The organism is Allopontixanthobacter sediminis, assembly GCF_009828115.1.
GTDB lineage: Bacteria > Pseudomonadota > Alphaproteobacteria > Sphingomonadales > Sphingomonadaceae > Allopontixanthobacter > Allopontixanthobacter sediminis.
The window spans coordinates 1,167,045-1,184,736 of the sequence record NZ_WTYL01000001.1; the positions used below are offsets into that span (position 1 = coordinate 1,167,045).

18 protein-coding genes, 1 tRNA gene and 1 other RNA gene are annotated in these 17,692 nt (G+C 62.7%); 5 read left to right on the forward strand and 15 right to left on the reverse strand.

All coding sequences use genetic code 11. The features are described 5' to 3' along the window. Window positions 1-43: 43 nt before the first annotated feature. Together GRI65_RS05705 and GRI65_RS05710 are read right to left on the reverse strand one after the other, a co-directional pair. Window positions 44-1,174, reverse strand: a complete 1,131-nt coding sequence (locus GRI65_RS05705) for a beta-ketoacyl-ACP synthase III (protein WP_160755499.1) — start codon at window positions 1,172-1,174, stop codon at window positions 44-46. A 109-nt stretch (window positions 1,175-1,283) separates the two neighbouring features. Beyond that, a tRNA-Tyr gene (locus GRI65_RS05710) sits at window positions 1,284-1,369 on the reverse strand. A gap of 157 nt (window positions 1,370-1,526) precedes the next feature. Here GRI65_RS05710 and rlmB point away from each other — a divergent pair. Together rlmB and GRI65_RS05720 are read left to right on the forward strand one after the other, a co-directional pair. Further along, a complete protein-coding gene (gene rlmB, locus GRI65_RS05715; RefSeq protein WP_232843926.1) occupies window positions 1,527-2,339 on the forward strand; it encodes a 23S rRNA (guanosine(2251)-2'-O)-methyltransferase RlmB in 813 nt (270 codons plus the stop codon). A gap of 20 nt (window positions 2,340-2,359) precedes the next feature. Further along, window positions 2,360-3,244 carry a hypothetical protein gene (locus tag GRI65_RS05720; protein ID WP_160755500.1) on the forward strand — a complete coding sequence of 295 codons (885 nt, stop codon included), beginning with the start codon at window positions 2,360-2,362 and terminating at the stop codon, window positions 3,242-3,244. A 117-nt stretch (window positions 3,245-3,361) separates the two neighbouring features. On the opposite strand, the gene GRI65_RS05725 is transcribed toward GRI65_RS05720, so the two are convergent. Both GRI65_RS05725 and lon read right to left on the reverse strand, forming a co-directional pair. Next, window positions 3,362-3,634 (reverse strand): HU family DNA-binding protein, encoded by a 273-nt coding sequence (locus GRI65_RS05725; RefSeq protein ID WP_160755501.1) that lies wholly within the window; start codon window positions 3,632-3,634, stop codon window positions 3,362-3,364. 233 nt (window positions 3,635-3,867) lie between these two features. Further along, entirely contained in the window at window positions 3,868-6,258 is a 2,391-nt protein-coding gene (gene lon, locus GRI65_RS05730; protein ID WP_160755502.1) for an endopeptidase La, read from the reverse strand. A 547-nt stretch (window positions 6,259-6,805) separates the two neighbouring features. Between lon and GRI65_RS05735 the strand changes: the two genes are divergently transcribed. Beyond that, on the forward strand, window positions 6,806-7,219 hold the full coding sequence (locus GRI65_RS05735) for a hypothetical protein (RefSeq protein WP_160755503.1): 414 nt from the start codon (window positions 6,806-6,808) through the stop codon (window positions 7,217-7,219). A 105-nt stretch (window positions 7,220-7,324) separates the two neighbouring features. Here the strand turns inward: GRI65_RS05735 and GRI65_RS05740 are convergent, their stop codons facing one another. The 8 genes from GRI65_RS05740 to GRI65_RS05775 all read right to left on the reverse strand — a co-directional run bounded on the left by GRI65_RS05740 (window position 7,325) and on the right by GRI65_RS05775 (window position 14,152). Further along, on the reverse strand, window positions 7,325-7,663 hold the full coding sequence (locus GRI65_RS05740) for a YbaB/EbfC family nucleoid-associated protein (RefSeq protein ID WP_160755504.1): 339 nt from the start codon (window positions 7,661-7,663) through the stop codon (window positions 7,325-7,327). Between the two features lie 10 nt (window positions 7,664-7,673). Then, a complete protein-coding gene (locus GRI65_RS05745) occupies window positions 7,674-9,461 on the reverse strand; it encodes a DNA polymerase III subunit gamma/tau (protein ID WP_160755505.1) in 1,788 nt (595 codons plus the stop codon). A gap of 64 nt (window positions 9,462-9,525) precedes the next feature. Next, window positions 9,526-9,620: signal recognition particle sRNA small type (ffs, locus tag GRI65_RS05750), an RNA gene on the reverse strand. A gap of 63 nt (window positions 9,621-9,683) precedes the next feature. Then, window positions 9,684-9,962: an ETC complex I subunit gene (locus tag GRI65_RS05755; protein ID WP_160755506.1), complete on the reverse strand. Its 279-nt coding sequence runs from the start codon at window positions 9,960-9,962 to the stop codon at window positions 9,684-9,686. A gap of 16 nt (window positions 9,963-9,978) precedes the next feature. Next, entirely contained in the window at window positions 9,979-12,411 is a 2,433-nt protein-coding gene (hrpB, locus tag GRI65_RS05760; protein ID WP_160755507.1) for an ATP-dependent helicase HrpB, read from the reverse strand. 3 nt (window positions 12,412-12,414) lie between these two features. After that, on the reverse strand, window positions 12,415-12,633 hold the full coding sequence (locus tag GRI65_RS05765) for a helix-turn-helix transcriptional regulator (RefSeq protein ID WP_160755508.1): 219 nt from the start codon (window positions 12,631-12,633) through the stop codon (window positions 12,415-12,417). A gap of 1 nt (window position 12,634) precedes the next feature. Beyond that, a complete protein-coding gene (locus GRI65_RS05770; RefSeq protein WP_232843927.1) occupies window positions 12,635-13,039 on the reverse strand; it encodes a hypothetical protein in 405 nt (134 codons plus the stop codon). Between the two features lie 78 nt (window positions 13,040-13,117). Further along, the gene (locus GRI65_RS05775) at window positions 13,118-14,152 is read right to left on the reverse strand and encodes a polyprenyl synthetase family protein (protein WP_160755509.1); all 1,035 of its coding nucleotides are present in this window, start codon (window positions 14,150-14,152) and stop codon (window positions 13,118-13,120) included. Window positions 14,153-14,247: 95 nt separating this feature from the next. On the opposite strand from GRI65_RS05775, the gene GRI65_RS05780 reads away from it, so the two are divergent. After that, window positions 14,248-14,574 carry a chorismate mutase gene (locus GRI65_RS05780; RefSeq protein WP_202391121.1) on the forward strand — a complete coding sequence of 109 codons (327 nt, stop codon included), beginning with the start codon at window positions 14,248-14,250 and terminating at the stop codon, window positions 14,572-14,574. Window positions 14,575-14,633: 59 nt separating this feature from the next. Beyond that, a complete protein-coding gene (locus tag GRI65_RS05785) occupies window positions 14,634-15,056 on the forward strand; it encodes a PilZ domain-containing protein (RefSeq protein WP_160755510.1) in 423 nt (140 codons plus the stop codon). A 7-nt stretch (window positions 15,057-15,063) separates the two neighbouring features. Here the strand turns inward: GRI65_RS05785 and GRI65_RS05790 are convergent, their stop codons facing one another. The 3 genes from GRI65_RS05790 to GRI65_RS05800 form a co-directional block, all read right to left on the reverse strand. Continuing rightward, window positions 15,064-16,491, reverse strand: a complete 1,428-nt coding sequence (locus tag GRI65_RS05790; protein ID WP_160755511.1) for a sensor histidine kinase — start codon at window positions 16,489-16,491, stop codon at window positions 15,064-15,066. A 13-nt stretch (window positions 16,492-16,504) separates the two neighbouring features. Then, a complete protein-coding gene (locus GRI65_RS05795) occupies window positions 16,505-17,185 on the reverse strand; it encodes a response regulator transcription factor (protein WP_160755512.1) in 681 nt (226 codons plus the stop codon). Between the two features lie 121 nt (window positions 17,186-17,306). After that, entirely contained in the window at window positions 17,307-17,618 is a 312-nt protein-coding gene (locus GRI65_RS05800; RefSeq protein ID WP_160755513.1) for a PepSY domain-containing protein, read from the reverse strand. Window positions 17,619-17,692: the final 74 nt, after the last annotated feature.

Genomic DNA, 17,692 nt, shown 5'->3' on the forward strand with positions numbered 1-17,692 from the left:
AAACCGCGTCGCCGCATGGTAGCCGAGCTGCCAGAACGTCCGCTCAGCCTACTTTCTGCACGAAGACTGTCCCGGCCGAGTAGCCCGCACCGAAACTGCAGATCAGGCCGACATCGCCTGCCTTCAGGTCATCGTTATGCAGATGGAAGGCGATTATGGAACCGGCGCTCGAAGTATTGCCGTAAGTGTCGAGCACAGTCGGACTTTCGTCGTCGTCCGCTTCGTGGCCAAGGACCCGCTGGGCAATCAGCCGGTTCATTCCGGCATTTGCCTGGTGCAGCCACAACCTCCGCAATCCCGCCGCGTCGATGTCGAGCCGGTCCGCCTCGGCGAGGATCATGCTCGCCACCATCGGCACGACTTCCTTGAAAACCTTCCGGCCTTCCTGGATGAACAGCTTATCGGGATTGTTCGCCTTGCCCGGATCGGCACGATTGAGGAAACCGAAATTGTTGCGGATATTGTTTGAAAACACCGTCTTCAACTTGGTCCCGAGAATGTCCCAATGCCGGGCCGGGGCGATGGACACATCTTCCACCAGCACTGCGGTGGCGACGTCACCAAAGATGAAATGACTGTCCCGGTCACGCCAGTTGAGATGACCGCTGGTGATTTCCGGGCTCACGACGAGAACGGATCGAGCATTGCCGGAACGTACATAGTCGGCGGCGGTCTGAATCCCGAAAGTCGCCGAGGAGCACGCGACATTCATATCGAAAGCGAACCCGTCGATACCCAAGGCCTGCTGAATTTCGATCGCCATCGCCGGATAGGCACGTTCCATGTTGGAGGCGGCGCACAGGACGGCATCCACATCACCCGGCGCGCGCCCGGCTGCTTCCAGAGCTTGCCGCGCCGCCGCGACACCGATTTCTGCCATCATCGACAGTTCGTCGTTACCCCGCTCCGGCCACCGCGGTGCCATGATCTCCGGATCGAGTACCGGATCCTTTACGATGACATGACGCGCCTTGATGCCGCTGGCCTTTTCGATGAATTCGACAGAACTCGGCTGAAGCGCTTCAACCTTTCCGCTCGCAATATCCGCGGTATGTTGCCGGTTATGCAGTTCCACATAGGCATTGTAGCTGGCGACCAATTCGGCATTGGAAATGCTTTGCTTGGGGGTGAACAAGCCGGTCGAAGAAATCACGGGATGGTAAGTCTGGGGCATCAGCGGGGAATATCCGTCCGGCAGGACCGCGGCAAGACCTGTCGATAGATCAACTCAGCGAAACCTGCTCTAAGACGCCGTATCGCCACGAAATTTACTTGAGGGCAAGTGGTGGACAGGGCTGGATTCGAACCAGCGTACGCTTGCGCGGGCAGATTTACAGTCTGCTGCCTTTAACCACTCGGCCACCTGTCCACTTGCTTGCCATGTGCGGGAATGACCGCGCGATTTGGCGGCCCCGTTTCCGGAGCCCTCAGGCCGAGAGGCGCCCCAATGGCGAAGCGGCGCTTGCCTGTCAATGGGGCGACTGGCATGGCGCGGCCACAACAAGCATTTCACGGAGTTTCCCGACATGACTGACCGCAAAGCCGGCCCCAATCCAGACCGCAAACGGGCATTGCGGGGTCGCGCTGGCCGAATGCAGGGCGGCCGGGGCAGCGGGCGTGCCAGCACCGGGCAGGTCCGGCTGTGGGGCCATCATGCGGTAGAAGCCGCCCTGATGAACCCCGAACGCTCGCATCGGAAGTTGTGGGCCACGCGGGAAGCGATCGCGGGTCTCGCCGGCGAATTGCCCGAGGGCTTCACCGTCGAATACGCCCAAGCTGCCGACCTGGCCCGGCTGGTCACACGCGATACGCCGCATCAGGGATTGGTCCTCGAATGCGCGCCGCTGGAAGAGACGGGCCTCGATGAAGTCCTCAATTCGGCCGATGGGCAAGTGATCGTGGTGCTGGATCAGGTGACCGATCCGCATAATGTGGGCGCGATCCTGCGCTCGGCAGCGGCCTTCGGAGCCGCCGCGATAGTAACGCAGGACCGCCATGCCCCGCCCGAATCGGGGGTAGTCGCGAAGTCAGCTTCCGGGGCGCTGGAAGTGGTGCCGTGGGTTCGGGTGGTGAACCTGGCGCGGGCAATGGAGCAAATGGCGGAAGCAGGGTATTGGCGGATCGGTCTGACCGGCGACGCCGAGACGACCTTGGGTGACGCGCTTCCAACCGGGCCGGTTGCACTGGTCCTCGGCGCGGAGGGCGACGGGATGCGACAGAACATCGCCGGCCACTGCGACGCACTCGCTCGCTTGCCGATCGGCGACGCCATTGAGAGTTTAAATGTTTCCAATGCGGCAGCAATTGCGCTTTATGCTGTAGCTACACGGGGAAATTGAACGGTCAGGGGGGCCAAAAAATGCAGGGGAATATTTCGATCAAGCGACTGGGCACCGCGACTTTCGCGGCGGTGATGGCATTGTTTCTGGCGGGCTGTCTGCTCTCGCCCGGCAAGTTCACGTCTCAACTTGACCTCCGGAACGGCGGCACGTTCGCTTATTCCTATGACGGCGAGATCTATCTTTTAGCCCTCAGCAAGCTGGCGGAGATGGGCAACAAGGCGGAACTGGCGGACGAGGAATTCGTCGAGCAGCCCTGCTATTCCGACGAAGAATTCGAAGAGCGGACCTGTACCACCGATGAAATCGCAGAGCAGAAGCGTGACTGGGAGGCAAATCTGGAGGGGCGGATCAATTCGCAGAAGAAAGATGCCGAAATGATGAGCGCGATGCTTGGCGGCATCGATCCAGCCGATCCGGCGGCGGCAGAGGAACTGGCGAAGCGCCTGCGCCGGCAGAAGGGTTGGAACTCGGTTGAATACCGGGGTGACGGCCTGTTCGTGGTCCAGTTCAAAATCGAGGGACGGCTCGACCACGATTTCCTGTTCCCGACCATCGAGAGCTTCCCGATGTCGAATTTCTTTGTCCTTGTCGCGAATCGTGACGGCGGAACGGTGCGGGTCGACGCGCCCGGCTTCTCGGCGCAGTCGGGAGGCAACCCGTTCCAAGGCATGATGGCAGGGATGGCGAGCGGATTCTCCCGGATGGGAGCGTCAAGTGGCGAAGACGAAATGCCGATGATCCCGGAACTGAGCGGGACCTTCCGGATCGTCACCGATGGTGAAGTGCTGGCCAACAACACCGACGAAGGTCCGGTTGAAACGTCGGGCGGCAAAGCGCTCGAATGGACGATCAACAAGCGCACCCAGGCCGCGCCGACCGCGCTCATCAAGATCGCCCCGTAAGGGGCATTGCTCCCGCAAAAGAAAGCCGCGCTCGCAGGATGCGAGCGCGGCTTTCGGGTTCTAAGTCGATGTGAAGGGCGGGACCGATTGCGGACCGCGCCCTATCCCGGAACGACCTTAGTTGACGGCGTCCTTCAGGCCCTTGCCTGCCTTGAACTTCGGCTGGTTCGATGCCTTGATCGTCATCGGTTCGCCAGTGCGCGGGTTGCGGCCAGTGGACGCCTTGCGCTTTGCAACAGAGAACGTGCCAAAACCTACCAGGCGCACTTCATCGCCGCCGGAAAGCGACTTGGTGATCGCGTCGAATACGCCCTCGACCGCGCTGGCTGAGTCGCTCTTGGACAGGCCGCTGGAATCGGCAACCGCGCTGATCAGATCGTTTTTGTTCATTTATAAAAACCCCTATACCCTGCTGAAACGATTATTGAGATTCGCCCCTTCGAAGATCGGCGATTGAAGGGATTTTTCCCCCGACTGTCAAAGGCAATTCGGGCCGAATCCCGCTGAATTGCGATAAAATCTGCAAATTTGCGGCCAACCGCTGATAATCTCGCCAACCGCTGTCCAAACGGCTGGCGAGAGTTCGGTTCGAAGCCGTACCGATTCGCTGCATTGCAGCAAAATCAATGGGCTGTAGGCGTCGTCACCCCGACCGCTGCCGCAGCGCCCGGCTGGCTCGCCAGATCATCGGCTTCGGTCCATTCGATCGGCGCCGGAATGGCCGTCAGGGCAATCTCCAGCACCCGGTCGACATGGCTCACCGGAATGATTTCCAGCCCGGCCTTCACGTTCTCCGGAATCTCCGCGAGGTCCTTGACGTTTTCTTCCGGGATGATGACGATCTTGATGCCGCCGCGCAGTGCCGCGAGGAGTTTTTCCTTGAGGCCGCCAATCGGCAGCACCCGCCCTCGCAGGGTAACCTCGCCGGTCATCGCGACGTCCGGCCGCACCGCGATACCGGTGAGGGTGGACACGATCGAGGTCACCATACCCACGCCCGCGCTCGGCCCGTCTTTCGGAACCGCGCCCTCGGGCAAGTGGATATGGATGTTCTTGCGCTGGAAGATCGACGGCTTGATCCCGTAAGCGGGAGCGCGTGATTTCACGAAGCTGAATGCCGCCGCGACGCTTTCGTTCATCACGTCGCCCAGCTTGCCGGTGGTCTTGACCTCGCCCTTGCCCGGGGTGGTGACGCTTTCGATGGACAGCAACTCGCCGCCCACTTCGGTCCACGCCAGGCCGGTGACGAGACCGATTTCGGCCTCTTCCTCGCTCATGCCATGCTTGAACTTGCGCACGCCAGCGAAATCCCCGAGATTTTCCGGCGTCACGGTCACGCTGGTGACGTCCTTCTCGAGGATCTTGCGCAGGCTCTTGCGCGCCAGGCGGGCAATCTCGCGTTCCAGCGTCCGCACCCCGGCCTCCCGGGTGTAATAGCGGATGAGGTCACGCAGCGCCTCTTCGGTCAGCTCGAATTCGCCTTCGGTCAGGCCGTGCGCCTCGACCTGCTTTGCAATCAGGTGACGCTGGGCGATCTCGACCTTCTCATCCTCGGTATAGCCTTCCAGCCGGATGATCTCCATCCGGTCGAGCAGTGCCTGCGGCAGGTTGAGGCTGTTGGCGGTGGTCACGAACATGATGTCCGACAGATCGAGGTCCAGCTCCAGGTAATGGTCCTGGAATTTGGAATTCTGTTCCGGATCCAGCACCTCTAGCAGCGCGGAGGCAGGATCACCGCGGAAATCCTGGCCAAGCTTGTCGATTTCATCGAGCAGGAACAGCGGGTTCGATGCACCGGCCTTTTTAAGGTTGGTCACGATCTTGCCCGGCAACGAACCGATATAGGTCCGCCGGTGGCCGCGGATTTCTGCTTCGTCGCGCACGCCGCCGAGCGACTGGCGCACGAACTCGCGGCCCGTCGCGCGGGCGATCGACTTGCCCAGGCTGGTCTTGCCGACACCGGGAGGGCCGACGAGGCACAGGATCGGTCCCTTCAGCTTGTTGGTCCGCGCCTGCACCGCCAGATATTCGACGATCCGGTCCTTGACCTTGTCGAGTGCATAATGATCCTCGTCGAGGATTGCCTGCGCCTTCTTGATATCCTTGGTCAGCTTCGATTTCTTGCCCCAGGGCAGGCCGAGCAGCACATCGAGGTAATTGCGGATGACGGTAGCCTCGGCGCTCATCGGCTGCATGCCCTTGAGCTTCTTCAGCTCGGACTGCGCCTTGGCCTTCGCTTCCTTCGACATTTTCAGCGTGTCGATTTTCTTCTGAAGCTCGGCCATTTCATCGCCGTCTTCACCCTCGCCGCCCAGTTCGTTCTGGATCGCCTTCATCTGTTCGTTGAGGTAATATTCGCGCTGGGTCTTTTCCATCTGGCGCTTCACGCGGCCGCGGATCTTGCGTTCGACCTGCAGCACCGACAATTCGCCTTCCATGAAGGACATGACCATTTCCAGCCGCTTGCGCGGGTCCGGCTCGGTCAGCAGCGCCTGCTTGTCGGAGACCTTGGTGTTGATCGACGCGGCGATGGCATCGGCCAAGGCGCCGGCATCGTCGATCTCGCCCAGATCATCGCCCGCGCCCTCACCCAGCTTCTTGTTGAGTTTCGCATATTCGCCGAACTGTTCGACCACGCTGCGCATCATCGCGGTGATCTCGTTGCCGGACACGGTTTCCACTTCGCTCATGGTCACTTCCGCGACCACGAATTCGCCTTCGGGCCGGAGCCGTTCGAGCTCCGCGCGCGAAGTACCTTCGACCAGCACACGCACAGTGCCGTCGGGCAGCTTCAGCAATTGCAGGACCTGCGCGACCACGCCGGTATCGTACAGGTCGTCCCGTTCCGGATCGTCGCAACCGGGGTCAAGCTGCGCCAGCAGGAAGATATCCTTGTTGCCTTCCATCGCCGCTTCCAGCGCGGCCACGGATTTGTCCCGGCCGACGAACAGCGGCACGACCATGCCGGGGAAAACGACGATATCGCGCAAGGGTAGAAGGGGGAAAAGGCTCATGTTTCAGTATCCAGTTTTGTGCGACCCAGTCTCTATACGGCACCGGGCCGCTTTCGCTTGGCAGCAATATGGTAACGGGGGCCGCAGGCCGCAAGCCGTGCCTTCCCTTAGCTGTGGATGGGCGGACAGGGTTACAAAGGTGACATGTCCAACATTGAGTGTCCGGAGTGAAAAAGTGCGGATTTCTGCGGGTTTGAGGATGTCGGGGTGACAGAATTCTCCTTGTGGAGAATTAAAATGTTCGGGCAGCCGAGCGTAATATTCGTTCGCTGTGCTGACGTGGTCGGGCATCTGTCTGATCATGCGGATCGATGTAAGGCAGGCGTTTGGTGTAGGAAAGTGCGCCGCTGCGTTTGGAAGCATATGGACACAACTTCTATGGCAGCTAACGACGACGAAGCGGACGCTCGGGGTTAGGTGTTTAGTTGGCGCAAAGCAGACGCGAGGCTAGAGGAGCTACATGGCACGATCCTACATCCGAATGTTGGCCCTAGCGATAACCGTATATGGAATAAGTGGATGCGCGGAAGGAAAGCCTCCGTTCCGTATGATCCAGTTCTGTCTTGAGAGCCCAAACGAGATACCTGCCTTCACGATCTTTATGCGCGAGCTCGCGAAGGAGCATGAGATGCGATTTTATGATCGTAGCAGAGAAACGCATATCGAGTTGCAATCTCTTAGAGATAGGCATCTAGAGTTGCAGTCTCCTGCCTCGGATAACGAAAACGTGCCCCTAAATGATAGAACCGTGAACATTGGTGCCGCGCGCGGAGATGACTTTAGCTTCGGAGCGGGCAACCTTGGAATGCCAACGGACCAGGTCGTCATCGGCTTCAACGGTAATGATTTCAAGGCCGCACATGCCTTCGCCGATATTGCCGTCGAAAAACTTTCAGATCGATGGAACGTCAAAGAAGTTGCTGCGGGCCAAGGAGCCTTCCCAGTGGCGCATTGCAACTAAAACACATACCCAGCTTCAAGCTTGCCAAGTCACGCAGCCGACCTTCCGCTCCCCACCCAGTCTCTGACGTTCGTCACAAGCTGAATTCGGAGCCCCAAATCGCCATCACATCCCGGGCAGTTTGAACCCCGGTGGCAGGCCCATGCCGCCCTGCATTTCCTTCATCTGCTCGTTCGATACGCGGTCCGCCTTGTCGCGCGCGTCGTTGAAGGCGGCGGTGATCAGGTCTTCGAGCATCTGCTTTTCGTTCGGGACCATCAGGCTGTCGTCGATCTGGACGCCGAGCATCCGGCCCTTGGCGGTGCAGCGGACCTTTACCACGCCGCCGCCCGAACTGCCTTCAACCTCGATATTGTCGAGTTTGACCTGCATTTCGTTCATCTGCGTCTGGATCGTTTCGGCGGCCTTCTGCGCCGCCTGGATCATTTCTTCCATCGATTGCATGGGGGATTCCTTATGCGTTGCGGCTCCACGGAGGGGCCTGTTCATTGACGTTCGGCGCGGGGTCGTCGGAAACGATCTCCGCGCCCGGAAAGGCGGATAATGTCGCGGCGACCAGTGGGTCGTCGAGCACTTTCTGCCGGTCCGCGGCACGGCCCGCTTCTGCCTGTTCGACCAATGTGGGGGCTGCATCGCCGTCGGCAAGTTCGACTTCCCACCGCTCGCCGCAAAGCGCGGACAGCGCGGCCCGCATGTCCGGCAGGAGATCGTCGGAGAAACCTTCCGCGCGCTGGAACGTCAGCCGTCCCGGTTCGAGCGAAACGACGCGCACCTGCATCTTCATGCGGTTGGCGAGCAGCATGTGCCCGGCGGCGCGCGATCGGGAAACCTGTTCGACCAGCTGCGCCCAATCGAGCTTGGCCGCCGGAGCGCCCGATGCCCCGTCAGAGTTGCCCCCGTCACCGCTGGCTGCCTGAGCGGGAATGCCGCCCTGGCCGAGTTGCTCCAGTTTCTTCGCCAGTTTCCCGGGGTCGGGCAGGTCGGCGGCGTGGAGCACACGGAGCAAGGCCATCTGCGCCGATACCAGCGGATCGGGCGCGCCGCGCACTTCGTCATAGCCTTTCAGCAGCAATTGCCACAGCCGGTGCAGTTGGCCCGCGGACAAGCGGCCCGCCCAATCCTGCAGGGCGGCACGTTCCTCGGCGCTGGGCGCGGCGGGCTCGCTGCCGCTAACCTGCGCCACGGTGATCCGGTGGACGAGGTCCATCAGCCCGCGCATCAGCGCCAGTGGCTCCACCCCCAGCGCGTATTGATCGCCGATGCCCGCCAGCAGTGCCTTGGCATCGCCGCCGAGGATATCGCCGAGCAACCGCCGCTGCGCCGTCTTGTCCGCCAGCCCGAGCATGCTGCGCACGCGGGCCGCGGTGACTTTCCCGCCATCCTCATGCGCCTTATCGAGATCGGCATGGGCAATCGCCTGGTCGAGGATCGATAGACCGTCGCGCACCGAACCCTCGGCGGCGGCGGCGATCATGTGCAACGCTTCCGCTTCCGCTTCGACGCCTTCCTTCTCGCAGATCATCCGGAAATGCACTTCCAGCTGCTCGGCATGGATGCGGCGCAGGTCGAATCGCTGCGTCCGGCTGAGCACGGTGACCGGCAGTTTTTCGACTTCGGTGGTCGCGAACAGGAACTTCACATGCGCGGGCGGTTCCTCAAGTGTCTTGAGCAAGGCATTGAAAGCGTTGCGGGACAGCATGTGGACTTCGTCGATGATGTAGATCTTGTACCGGGCCGAGACGGCGGAATAGCGCACCGCCTCGATAATTTCGCGCACGTCGTCCACCCCGGTGTGGCTGGCCGCGTCCATTTCGATCACGTCCATGTGCCGCCCTGCCGCGATCGCGACGCACGGTTCGCACTCGCCGCAGGGGTCGATCGTCGGACCGCCCTTCCCGTCCGGCCCGATGCAATTGAGCGCCTTCGCGATCAGCCGCGCGGTCGAGGTCTTCCCGACCCCGCGAACGCCCGTCATCAGGAAAGCATGCGCCAGCCGGTCGCGCGCAATCGCGTTGGCAAGCGTGCGAACCATCGGCTCCTGCCCGATCAGTTCGGAAAAGGTCTGCGGCCGGTATTTTCTGGCGAGAACGCGGTAAGGCTGGGCGTCGGAAGGGGTCGCGGGCACGGGTTTCACGGCTGGCGTTTCCGCCGCTCCGCCGAACATCGCCGATTGGCCCGCAGCCTCGAGCTCCTCGGCGGTCGGACCGGTTTCGTGCATTTCGGGATCGGGTGAATCAGCCATTACCCGGTAGGTAGGCGGTCACCGCGTGCTTGTCGAAGGGGGGATGCGATTTATTGGGCAAAATCGTGAAGGAGCCGGGCGACCCGCCGCAAATCGTTGTGGCTGCTTCCTTCCGGACCTGACCAGGTTGGCGAACGCAAACGTCCACCCGACTCCCGGGCGGGCATATGGCGGGGTTGCCGGATGATTTCAAGCCTCGGAACGACCGCTCCGAAAATTGGCCTATCGGAAATTGTCGGCGTAGGCCTGGATCTTCAGGGTCTTGGGCGGAGTGGCATACACCCGCGCCGCGATGCCGTACTTTTCCGCGTAGGCCTTCGCCGCGTCCTTGTCCGGAAACGTCAGCCGCACCTGGGACTGCGTGTCGGAGCTTCCGGTCCATCCCATCAGCGGATCGGGCCAACGTGCCTCGGACTGCTCGAATTCGAGCATCCAGCTGTCGGTCCGCGCCCGACCGGACTGCATCGCGTTTTTCGGGATCTGATAAATACGTGCTGCCATGATGAAGGCCCTTAATTCAGCTTTGCTCCCTTGAAAAGGCGTTCTTGGTCTTCAGGCTCGGCTTTTCGGTCCATGGTTCGTCCGGCCAGCGGTGCCGGGGATAGCGGCCCTTCATGTCTTTCACCACATCGCGCCAGCTGCCGCGCCAGAATCCGGGCAAGTCGCGGGTGGCCTGCAGCGGGCGGCCCGCCGGGCTGGTCAGCTTGACCAGCAGCGGAGTGCTGCCGATCACCGGATGGCTGTCGAGGCCGAACAGCGCCTGTACCCGCACCTCCACCGAAGGCGCATCAGCCCCGGCATAGTCGATCGGATGATGCGTTCCGGCGGGCGACGTGAATTCGCGCGGGGCCAGCCGGTCGAGCTTCTGGCGGCTATCCCAATCGAGCAGGTTCAGCAGCGCCTCGGTCAGTTTTCCAGCCGGAACCGCAAGATCGCGGCGACCAGCAAGCAAGGGCGCGAGCCATTGTTCGGCGCTGTCCTGCAAATGCGCGGCCGACAGCGCCGCGAGGCCAACATGCCCGGCACGCGCCATCAGGCTGGCGGGCAGCAGGGCGGGCAAATCCTCGAGCGCCTTGGCGAGCAGCAATTCGGCCACCCTCCCCCGGTCCGGCGATGCATCGGGCCCGGTCGCGAGCGTGATCGCACCCAGCCGCCGTTCCAGTCGCGCTTCCACCCGCGCTTCCGCGCCGTTCCAGTTCAGCACCGAGCGCTTCTCGATCAGGTCGGCGAGATGTTCTTCCACCTCCTGCGAGGTCAACGCGGCGGCGGCGGTGATCCGCGCACCCTTTGCCTGACCCTGCGCGTCGCCGATAACCAGCCATTCGGCCCGCGCCAGCGAGGATGCGGGATCGAGGAAATATCCGCGGCCGCCAGCGGAAAGCCAGTTTTCCCCCGCCGCATCGCGCCGCCTGGCGATATTGTCCGGCAGAGCGCGGGCGAGGAACAGGCCGGGGTTCAGATCCACGCCCTCGTTGCCGCGGACCAGTTCCTTGGCCCGCTGCGCCCAGCGGTCCGCCAGTTTGGCCGAGGCAGCCGCGCGCGGCGAGCGGTCCGCATTCCACCCGCCCAGCCGGTGAAGCAAGTCCTCCCCCTGCCCGCCCAGCCCGCGTTCCTGCAGCAACAGCGCCAGCCGCGCCGCGTCTTTCGCTTGTCCGGCCTTGGCGCCGAACAGCACCATCGCACCGTGGACCGGGTCCATCGGCAATGCGGCAACTTGCTTGCCCCAATCGGTAATTCGTCCGCTGTCGTCCAGCGCGCCAAGCTTCGCCAACCGGTCCCGCGCTGCCGCCACGGACGCGGTCGGCGGCGGGTCGAGCCACGCGAGCGACGCAGGGTCGGCAGTGCCCCACCGCGCCAAAGACAGCATGAGCGGGGTGAGGTCCGCGGTTTCCACTTCGGGCGGATCGAAAGGTGGACGCCCGGGGTGCGCGGCCTGTTCCCATAACCGATAGGCTACGCCCGGCCCCAGCCGTGCGGCGCGCCCTGCACGCTGGGCCGCTGCGGCCTGGCTGGAACGGTGTGTGACAAGGTGGGTGGTGCCTGCCGCCCGGTCGAATTCTGCGCGGCGGGACAACCCGCTGTCGACCACCACAGACACCCCGTCGAGCGTCAGGGAGGTTTCGGCAATCGCCGTCGCCAGCACGATCCGGCGGCGGCCATCGCGGTCGCGGCGGATCGCGCTGCGCTGGGCCGCGGGATCGACTTGGCCGTGCAGCGGCAGGATCGGCGTGCCCGGTAATTTCGGCTCGAGCCGTTCGCGCACCCGCTCGATTTCCCGGACGCCGGGCAGGAAGGCGAGCACATCACCCGTTTCGCTGCGCCATGCGGTGATGATCGCGGTGGCCATCGCATCTTCCGTTCGCAGACCCGGCTTCGCGCCGAGCCATTCGATCCGGAGCGGCCAGGCCTTGCCTTCGCTTTCGATGACCGGCGCATCGCCGCCCAGCAGCCGCGCGAACCGTGCGCCATCGATGGTGGCGGACATCACGCAGACGCGCAGATCCTCGCGCAGGATTGCCCGCGTTTCCAGCGCCAGCGCGAGCCCGAGATCGCTGTCGAGATGCCGCTCATGCGCTTCATCGAACAACACCGCGCTGACCCCGGCCAGTTCGGGATCATTGACAATCCGGTTCACGAAGATAGCCTCGGTCATCACCAGCACACGGGTCTTGGCGGATTGCTTCGTATCGAGACGCGTCAGGTAGCCGATGGTTTCACCCGGTTTCTCGCCCAGCGTTTCCGCCATCCGCTCCGCCGCCGCCCGCGCGGCGACCCGGCGCGGGCTGAGCAGGATCACCGTTCCCGTGCACCATGGCTGATCGAGCAGTGCCGGGGCCACCGCGGTGGTCTTGCCCGCACCGGGCGGCGCGACCAGCACCGTAGCGCCGTGGTTGGCCAACGCGTCCAGCACCTCTGGCAGCACCGCATGGATCGGAAGGTTACCTGCCACTGGCTATTCGCCTTCCCACCCGAACACATCTTCCACCCCGACACCGAACTGGCGCGCGATCCGGAAGCTGGTTTCGAGGCTGGGCGAATAGCGGCCCTGTTCGATGGCGATAATTGTCTGGCGGGTTACCCCCACGGCATCACCCAGCGCCTGTTGGCTGATCTGACCGTGCTGTTCGCGCAGTTCGCGCACCCGGTTGGTGATCGGCGGCCGTTTTGGCACCCTAATGACCGCGCCGGAAGAAATAGACCTGCAGCAAGTATTCCGCGATCTGCGCCACGATCAGCGCGCCAAGGACATGGTGAAACAGCATATTGCCCGATGGCAGCATCACATAGACCGCACCGCTGGCAACCAGCCCGACCGCCAGGACTATCCCCGACAATTGCCCCGCGCGCCAGAGGATCAACCGCTCCCGCTCGTCGGCAGCGGCCTGCGCTTCCTTGGGCGAAGTGACCGCGAGCACGATCTGCACCGCGACCGACAGGATGATCACCAGCATCACATAGGGAACGAGCGGTCCGATAACCGGCGCGCCGGGGCCGTGCGACACCAGCCAGGCATAGAATACTCCCGCGACCAGCATGACCGCGGCCATGGTCCAGGCAGATTTTTCGCGAAACGACATGATGATCCTCTCATGTAAAAGATATTTGACATTGCTAGATCGCTCCGGACCTCATGTCAAATATTTTTTACATCGGTATCAATAGCCCCGTGCGACAGCGAATTCGGCGGCCTCTGCCATCGCGGCGCGGGCTTTTCCGTCGGGGAAGATCGACAGCGAGCCAATCGCGCGGTTGGCGAAATGGCGGGCACGGTCGCGGGTGGCCTCGACCGCGTCATACTTGCCGATCAATTCGACCGCTTCGGCCAGATCGTCGTGGTTCGTCCGGCGGCCCGATATGGCGTCTTTCCAGAACTTGCGCTCACTTTCGGTGCCGCGGGCGTAGGCGAAGATCACCGGCAGGGTCATCTTGCCCTCGCGGAAGTCGTCGCCCTGGTCCTTGCCCATTTCGGCAGCTTCGGAATCGTAGTCGATCGCGTCATCGACAAGCTGGAACGCCACGCCGAGGTTGCGTCCGTAGTCGTCGAGCGCCTGTTCCTGGCGCTCGTCGCATTCGGCGACCACGGCAGCAATCCGGCTGGCTGCGGCGAACAGGGCGGCGGTCTTCGCACCGATGATATTGAGATAGCGTTCTTCGCTGGTTTCGATCTGCCGCTGGGCGGTAAGCTGGTCGACTTCTCCCTCCGCAATCACCGCACTGGCGCTGCTGAGGATTTTCAGGACCTTGAGGCTGCCGTCCTCGACCATCAGTTCGAAAGCGCGGCTGAACAGGAAATCCCCGACCAGCACGGTAGCGGGGTTGCCGAAGATGATATTTGCTGCCGCCTTGCCGCGACGCAGGTCCGACCCGTCCACCACATCGTCATGCAGCAGTGTTGCGGTGTGGATGAATTCTACGGACGCAGCGAGCTTGTAATGCCGGTTTCCCTGGTACCCGACCAGTTGCGCGGCTGCCAGTGTCAGCATCGGGCGGAGCCGTTTGCCGCCGCCGGAAATCAGGTGCCCCGCCAATGCGGGAATAAGCGGAATTTCGCTCTGCATCCGGTCGAGAATGACGGCGTTCACCGCGTTCATCCCCGAAGCGGTCAGGCCCAGCATCGGGTCCAGGGTCGGTTTATCCGACGAACTTCCGCCTGGCTGCTTGCGCGGGAGGGGGACGATCTCTGCAGTCATAATCGGGGTGCAATCATAGTGCTGTGGGACATGGGGGCGGCAAACTCGGTTGGCAAGCTTGGATTCCTTCCGGTGACCGTGATAAGCGAACGGCGATGACCGACAACACCACCCCTCTCGCGGCGAATCCGGCCCCCATTCCGGCTGATCCGCAGTTGGCCGCATTCCGGCGCAGTATCGACAATATCGATGCCGCGCTGATCCATATGCTGGCAGAGCGTTTCCGCATCACCCAGGCGGTGGGCGCGTACAAGGCGAAGACCGACCTGCCCCCCTCCGATCCCGGACGGGAAGAGCGCCAGATCGCTCGGCTGCGGATGAAAGCCGAAGAAGCGCAGCTTGACCCGGAATTTTCTGAGAAGTTTCTCCGGTTCATCATCGACGAGGTGATCCGTCACCACCACCAGGCGCGCGGCGACTAAGCGAACCGACTGGCGCCGTAGGTATTCGTACTTAGCCGGCCCGCCACTGTGGATTCACCATGACGGGTCACAGTGCCCTCATGTTTTCCTATCCAACCCCCGGGGCCAAAGCGGCCGCCACCGATAACCGTACCGGACGCCGCGCCGCCGCTCGCCTGCGGGTGACCATTCCCGGCAGGCTGATCCTGCTGGGCGGCAGCTATACCTGCGAAGTTGGAGATATCTCCCAGACCGGCGCGCGGGTGCACTGCGAGGCGGCGGCCGTAGATCCGGGCGCGACGGGCGTGCTCCAATGCATGGGGCTCGACGTATTGTGCTGTATCGTGCGCCGCGACGGGCGGTGCGTCGGCCTCGCATTCGAAGAGGATGTCAGCGCGGAGGCGCTGCAGGAAATCCGCCAGCAACATGATCGGCTGAGCAAGGTCCGTGTTCGTGAAGACCGGATCTTTGCCAAGCGCTGGGCGACCGGCGTTTATACGTAGCCCGCGATCACCCCGCACGCGGCAGGATCAGTTTCACCAGCAAGCCGCCGAGGTCTTCGCTTTCGTCCAGTTCCACCCCGCCGCCGTAAATCTCGGCCACATCGCGCACGATGGCGAGGCCGAGCCCGGTGCCGGGTTTTCCGGTGTCGAGCCGGGCGCCGCGGTCGAAAATTGCGGTCCGGCTGTCCTCGGGAATGCCCATTCCGTCATCTTCGACCCAGATGACGCACTGCGCCCGTTCGGGCTCCGCATCCACGGTTACGAACACGCTGCCGCCGCCGTATTTCGCCGCGTTCTCGATCAGATTACCAAGAATTTCGTCGAGGTCCTGCCGTTCGATCGCGACCCGCGCGTTGCGGTTCCCATCGAGGTCGAAGCGGCCGCCGGGATGCAGTCGCTCGACCGCACGGCGCACGGCCTCCGCGCTTTCCCACACCTGCGTCTGCGCATGGCCGACCGCGCGCCGGCCGACTGCACGGGCGCGGGCCAAGTGATGGTCGACATGGCGGCGCATTGTGGTGGCTTCACGGATGACGGTGTCGGGCAGGTCGGCGGCCTTGGCGGTGGCGGCGTTGTTGATCACGGTCAGCGGCGTTTTCAGCGCATGGGCCAGGTTGCCCGCATGGGTGCGCGCTTCCTCCGCCTGCTTTTGCGAGTGCGCCAGCAGCGCGTTCAGTTCTTCCACCAGCGGCTGGACTTCGAGCGGCAATGGATCGGTAACCCGGTTCGATCCGGTCGTTCGAATGGTCTGGATCGCTTCCTTCACCCGGCGCAGGGGCCGCAGGCCGTAATAACTCTGCAGCATGGCCATCACGAACAGCCCCAGGCCGAGAATGGCGAAGCTGTAAGCCAGGATCGAGCGGATCCGGCTGATCTGGAAATCGAGTTCCTCCCGCGCTGACGCCACTGCGAAGGTCCACCGGGTGTCGCTGTCGGGCAGGATCACCGTCCGCTCGACGATCCGGATCGGTTCGTCGGGAAACTGGAAACTGTCATAGAAGTGGGGATCGGCGTCGTCGTGATGCGGGCCCAGTTCAAGCGTCCGGTCCCACAGCGATTGCGAAGGCTTCGTTTCGAGCGAATAGGACCCGAACCCCTCGCGCCCTTCCGCACTGATCTGCCAGTAAAGGCCGCTGCCGGGTTCCAGGAACCGCGGCTCACCGATCGGGCGGTTGAAGAAAACTTCGTCATCGGGGCCGATTTCGGACACCACGATCATCGTGTTGAGCAGATAGCCCAGCTGCGAATCGAAATTGTCCTCCACCAGATTGGTCAGCGTCCGGTCGAGCGCCCACCCGCCGGCGAGCAGCAGCACGCTGATCCAGCCCGCGGCGATCAGCATCATCCGGCGCGACAGGCTGCCAGTATGCGGCGCGGCTATCGTGGCGCTTTGATCAATCCGCGGCCTGTCAGGCTGGCTGTCGTCTGCGCCCATCGGCAAACCGGCTTCAGGAAGCGCGCGGCTGGTCGGCCGGGTCGTCGAGACTGTAGCCGAGCCCGCGAATGGTGGTAATCACATCGGCACCCAGCTTCTTGCGGATACGAGTGACGAACACCTCGATAGTGTTGGAATCGCGGTCGAAATCCTGGTCGTAGATATGTTCGATCAATTCGGTCCGGCTGACCACCTTGCCCTTGTGGTGCATCAGGTAGCTGAGCAGCTTGTATTCCTGCGCTGTCAGCTTGACCGGCTCGCCGCCCAGCGTGACCCGGCCGGAACGCGTATCGAGCCGGACATCGCCGGCCATCAGTTCGGAAGATGTGTTGCCCGAAGCGCGGCGGATCAGCGCGCGCAGGCGGGCGATCAATTCTTCGGTCTGGAACGGCTTAGCGAGATAATCGTCCGCCCCGGCATCGAGCCCGGCGACCTTGTCGGACCAGCTGTCGCGCGCGGTCAGGACCAGCACGGGGAAGGTCCTGCCTTCCTTGCGCCACATACCAAGCACGGTCAGTCCGTCGATTTCCGGCAGACCAAGGTCCAGGATCACCGCATCATAATCTTCGGTGCTGCCGAGATAGTGCCCATCCTCGCCATCGGTGGACAAATCCACCGCGTAGCCGGTTTGCTCCAGAGTGGACTTCAATTGCAGGCCGAGAGTTGGTTCATCCTCGACAATCAATATCCGCATGCTGACCAATTCCCCTAATAATGAGCCCAATGGCGTTCGCGCTAAGTGGGCTTTTGTGAGAAACGCGTCAACTCACGCGGTTATGAATGGTGCCGACTTTTGCCCGGGTGCCGGGCAAGAGTTACCGGCTGCGCTGGAGAATTCGGCCGGTTCGCGCATCAACATCGACGAAGCTGACCCGCCCGTCCTTGATGAACTTGAGGCGGTAAGCCATCGCGGTCGAATCGTACGCCGGGCCGAGGTACTCGTGTCCCTGCGCCTGCAACGGGGTAACCACCCGCCGCTCGATTTCCCGCAGCGGAAGAACATTACCCGCCCTCATTTCCTTGCGCGCTTCACCCTGGTCGTTGCGCGACTGGGCCAGCGACGGCGAGGCCGTGAAGCCGGTTACCATCAGCGTAGCCGCGAGCAGGAGGGCAAGTGTCTTGGTCATGATGCCACCTTGTCTAAGGCTGGGGCATTGAACAAGGTGTGAATGCGCCTCGCTGCCGCGGTTAAGCCGGTTTT